7 protein-coding genes are annotated in these 4,338 nt (G+C 24.5%); all 7 read right to left on the reverse strand.

The features are described from left to right. Positions 1-93: 93 nt before the first annotated feature. Positions 94-510: a hypothetical protein gene (locus CD116_RS07385; protein ID WP_047425280.1), complete on the reverse strand. Its 417-nt coding sequence runs from the start codon at positions 508-510 to the stop codon at positions 94-96. Between the two features lie 511 nt (positions 511-1,021). Continuing rightward, positions 1,022-1,207, reverse strand: a complete 186-nt coding sequence (locus CD116_RS07390) for a hypothetical protein (RefSeq protein ID WP_000006110.1) — start codon at positions 1,205-1,207, stop codon at positions 1,022-1,024. A 425-nt stretch (positions 1,208-1,632) separates the two neighbouring features. Beyond that, on the reverse strand, positions 1,633-1,743 hold the full coding sequence (locus CD116_RS07395; RefSeq protein ID WP_047550582.1) for a hypothetical protein: 111 nt from the start codon (positions 1,741-1,743) through the stop codon (positions 1,633-1,635). 712 nt (positions 1,744-2,455) lie between these two features. Continuing rightward, positions 2,456-2,656, reverse strand: coding sequence for a hypothetical protein (locus tag CD116_RS07400; RefSeq protein WP_047550579.1), 201 nt, complete (start codon positions 2,654-2,656; stop codon positions 2,456-2,458). A 295-nt stretch (positions 2,657-2,951) separates the two neighbouring features. Further along, positions 2,952-3,176, reverse strand: a complete 225-nt coding sequence (locus CD116_RS07405) for a helix-turn-helix domain-containing protein (RefSeq protein ID WP_078101762.1) — start codon at positions 3,174-3,176, stop codon at positions 2,952-2,954. Further along, the gene (locus CD116_RS14060) at positions 3,151-3,276 is read right to left on the reverse strand and encodes a hypothetical protein (protein ID WP_263574203.1); all 126 of its coding nucleotides are present in this window, start codon (positions 3,274-3,276) and stop codon (positions 3,151-3,153) included. The genes CD116_RS07405 and CD116_RS14060 overlap by 26 nt, the downstream gene beginning before the upstream one ends. A 586-nt stretch (positions 3,277-3,862) precedes the next feature. Beyond that, a complete protein-coding gene (locus CD116_RS07410; RefSeq protein ID WP_047550576.1) occupies positions 3,863-4,060 on the reverse strand; it encodes a hypothetical protein in 198 nt (65 codons plus the stop codon). Between the last annotated feature and the right edge of the window lie 278 nt (positions 4,061-4,338).

A 4,338-nucleotide genomic window follows, 5' to 3' on the forward strand; every position in this document is an offset into this window, starting at 1 on the left:
CTTTTTTCGTTTTTTCACATAAAAAATAACCACAACAATAAAGATACGGTTATTACCTATTTATATTCAGAACAATATGTTTGACCTTTTTAATTAGCTAGTCAAAAGTTCTTTCTCAGTTTTCTTAAGTCTTTCTTTTTTATCTAAACCAAGATGTAATACATATTTATATGTTTTTTCAATAAAATTATTAACTTCTTTTAATGAGTCAAACATTTTATATTCAATATTCTCAAAGTAGAAATTATTAACAAATTTTTTCTTATAATTTTTTAATGATTGATTAGTTTGTTCGAATTCACATTTAAGCCCATCCAAAAACATATTAATAAGTTCTAAATTGTCTATTTCATCATCAAATGATAAAATTTTTCTTCTTTGGGTTATAAATTTAATTTCATTCTTATGATAACTTTCTCCTATAATTTCAAAAGCCACACCTACAGCTAAATTACTATGAAGATAAATATCTGGATAATAACTTAAAATCGAATAATTCACTTTGAACATAACAAATCACTCCTTGTACAGTGGTGAAGCAAGTATTATTATTAAATTGTAGGAGTGAAATTCCCTCCTGACTGATTAACGCTCGAATGTCCATTCAATCTTTATAAAGTAGAGATTTATTAATATTAACAATTTGGTACATTTGAGCTTTTTTATTTACTTCACTCGCACCTACTTAAACTTATATGTTCATTATACAAATATAAAAAGCTATAACAATTTAATGGAAATGCCCCCTTCAAAGTAGACATTGAAAAAATGAAAACTTTGAAGGGAGCATTTCAAAACGATTCATTCCAATCTATTTTATCATTTAAAACTTAACACTTATTTTCCCTTATTCGATGCTAATTTAGTGCAATAAATTCTAAATGAAACGACATACTCCTTTTTCACAAATTGGAATCTACTATTTTTGTATTTTAATTATTATAATATCCATATCCCATATAATTTTCATTAATAGTTAAATCAAATAAACATAGCTTGATTAATTTATATAGTAGTTATATTACAAAACTTTATTGGCATATTCATATAATTTTTCTGTTGTATTCAGAGTTAGATTATCTACTTCGCGTTTGCCCTGTCTTAATTGTGAAAGTACATATTGAGAAACTCCAGTTTTTTTAGAAATTTCATATCCTGTTAAATTACTTTCAATTAATTCAATTATCTTTTTCTTGTATTCTGACATGTTTTCATCTCCATATCTGTACAATGTTTTCTGCTTTTTTCGAAATTCTGTGAACTCAACGTATTTTTATTTATAAATGATTTTATTATTTTTCTATTCAATAATGGCTATCATCACTTCATAATAGTTAAATTTCATATTATCAATTTTTGTTTCAACATATTAACGACTTTTCATCATCAATTACTTTGTCAAAGACAAACGATTTGTCTTGTATACCTTACGCCTTTTACTAAACTTCAATATTTAGTATTCATTGAAGTTTACAATCACTTCTAAAGTTTAACCTTTTATGTATTTTTATTAGATTAGAGTCTTTCAATATTCAAATTACTAACTCCAATAGTCTATTAAATTTGAGATATTGCGATATCTATAGACTTTAATTTTTCAGGAGTCAAATAGACTTCTCAAAAACTATCCGTTTATTTCATAATTTTGAACCCTAATATTACTAAAATAGTTATAAACGTCCCTATTAAAAATTCTATTTTCTCTTTTTTATTTGTTTTTCGCACTTTAATAGTCATCTTCATTTTACTAATGATGAGAAAGTAATATTTTATTCAAAGAATATGACCTCGTAATAAATCAAATCTCACATTCTTATTAGTTTGCAAATTCAATAGTCCTACCCAAATTGAAATCAAAACATTCAAACTATTTTATCGTTTTAACTTCCTCAACCATTTTCACCTCCTTATAATCTATATAAATTATGTTTAACACGATTCTTTACACTCGAAGAATTAATTTTGTTAAGAAACATTTAGCCATTTAACTTTGTAATAAAAACATTTTCAAATAAATGTACCAAAAACTTTCATGAAATAAAGTATACTTTTCAAATCTATTAATTTTAGAATCATAAAACCAAATACTATATTACAATATGATTATCACAAATCATCACATATGCCAATTACACAATTTAATAAAAAATGAAATAAATAATAATTCGCACAAGCATTATTATAAAATATGTATAGTATGTAATACTGCATTAAAGTTAACTTATTTACTGTGTTCAGCCTTTTATATTTTCACTTAAAAATCTTATAAAAATCTTAGAAATTTTTATGGAAATGATAATATAATAAAGCATACTTTTGATTGTTTAAACATGTACAATTTTTAAAAACCTAGAGATAATTTTATTGAGGTGGTCAAAACGTGGACACACAACCATGAAATTTATAGAAATTTAATCTATTGTTCATCTAATCTAACAAGGTATATTTATTAGCACTATGAATTGTTTTCTGAAGCCTTTTGATACTCATATAACTTGATTATTGTTTTAAATTTAGCATCCTTTATTTTAGTATTACCTACCTTTAAATCAGTAACTGTTTGACGTGGTACACCTGAGTTTTTTGAAATACTATATGGTGTATTGTTAGTTAATAACTTTTCTATTTCACTTATAATTGTTTCAATCTCATTCATTTATAATCACGCTCACTTTCTATTTATAATTATAGTACTCCTAATGCAGTAACTACGTTTAGCAATACATTGTTTCTTTGTAATTGACAAACTAGTTAATTTATAAACAAATACCTAATAGTATTGGCATTTTTTATTATATATTGATAAAATTTCTTGTCTCAATCTATTCTATATTATATTATTTGATCACTTTTTATTTATATTCAGATTAAGTTATCCATCTTTAATATACTTTTAAATTAGATGATTTAAAAGGCTCACTCCATGATATATCAAAAGATATGTCTTTATTTTAATCTTCAATCATTATTTCTAATTGTTTTTGGTAATTATAGAGTTTTTCCGCTGTTTCTAAAGTTAAATTTTTCACTTTTCTTTTCCCGATTCTTAATTCACTTATACCACCATATGAAACACCAGTATCTTGATTAATTCTATAATTAGATATTGATTTATCATTTAGTAATTTTTCTATTGTATTATAAATTTCTTTAAACTGATTCATAATTTTTGTCAAAATGAAAGGATAGTTTTTTTCTAGTTAAATTAATTATAAATAATATTAAAGTTGCAATGTTAAGATAGAGTGTTAATTTTTTCCTTAATTCTCTTGTCATAAATACCGCCTCCCTATTTAATGTGGTAAAGGGCTTTTGCCCTTTACCTTTTTAAAAGAACGATTTGATAAAATTAAGCACTTGAATTATTATGCTCCTCACAGCTATTCAAAATTTAATTTTGCTATTCGTTCGTTTTCTTTAACCATTCTTATCATTTTTTCTCCTTTCCTCTTTATAGTTATTTAACATTCCACAAATTGGGATAAGTGATATGTTTGAATTCCCATATCCAATGACAAGATTTATAATTTGTAATTCTAAATTATAATAGCCTTTATTTTTCAAAATCTCTTTGTTTTATGATTAACATCCCTCTAAGTGTACCTAAAGGTTTTTATGTAATGTATCAAACATTTCCATTTATACATATACATCTTGTTTAAAAAGAAAGAACTCCATATATACTCAAAAGATATACTGAAGCTCTATATATTATATAAAATTATTATACTATTTTGAAAAACATAAGTAAATCACTAAACATGATTTCTTTCACTTTTAGAAAACTTCTAATACTATAAAAGCACCCACTCAGTCACTAGTTTGGGCAGTTATTGTATGCCTATTGAACTCAATGCTTATATTATAATACCTTTTTCGCATATTCATATAAGATTTTTGCATTCTTTAAGCTTAAATTTTCTATTCTTCTTTCTCCACGGCGCATAGCATTAATATTACCGTAAATTATCCCAGTATCTTTATTAATTTGATAACTCGTTATCTCTTTGTTTTCTATCAATTTTTTGATTGTATTGTATATTTCATCATAGCAATTCATAAATTAGATGAGGCGAAATTTTTAATTTTTTAGAATATCAATAGTAGTATAACTAAAATGAAAATACCGATCGATAAACAAAAAGATATTTTTTGTTTTGTTTCTCTTTTCATATAGTATTCCCCCCTTAATAATGATAGTAAGGTTCCTCATTTCGGGGTCTTATCTTAGAACGTTCTGCAAATGAATTCGATGAGAAGTAATATGAATGTGGCTATTTTCAAGTTGTAAATGTCAATATAAAAATGTACATAAATGATTGTATAAGAATGTACAAA

Origin of the sequence: Staphylococcus schweitzeri (assembly GCF_002902405.1) — a bacterium.
Lineage (GTDB): Bacteria > Bacillota > Bacilli > Staphylococcales > Staphylococcaceae > Staphylococcus > Staphylococcus schweitzeri.

Excerpts from the sequence above, each read along its gene's own strand:
- CD116_RS07385 (WP_047425280.1), bottom strand. The coding sequence starts at position 510 with ATGTTCAAAGTGAATTATTCGATTTTAAGTTATTATCCAGATATTTAT.
- CD116_RS07390 (WP_000006110.1), bottom strand. The coding sequence starts at position 1,207 with ATGTCAGAATACAAGAAAAAGATAATTGAATTAATTGAAAGTAATTTA.
- CD116_RS07395 (WP_047550582.1), bottom strand. The coding sequence starts at position 1,743 with ATGAAGATGACTATTAAAGTGCGAAAAACAAATAAAAAAGAGAAAATA.
- CD116_RS07400 (WP_047550579.1), bottom strand. The coding sequence starts at position 2,656 with ATGAATGAGATTGAAACAATTATAAGTGAAATAGAAAAGTTATTAACT.
- CD116_RS14060 (WP_263574203.1), bottom strand. The coding sequence starts at position 3,276 with ATGACAAGAGAATTAAGGAAAAAATTAACACTCTATCTTAACATTGCA.
- CD116_RS07410 (WP_047550576.1), bottom strand. The coding sequence starts at position 4,060 with ATGAATTGCTATGATGAAATATACAATACAATCAAAAAATTGATAGAA.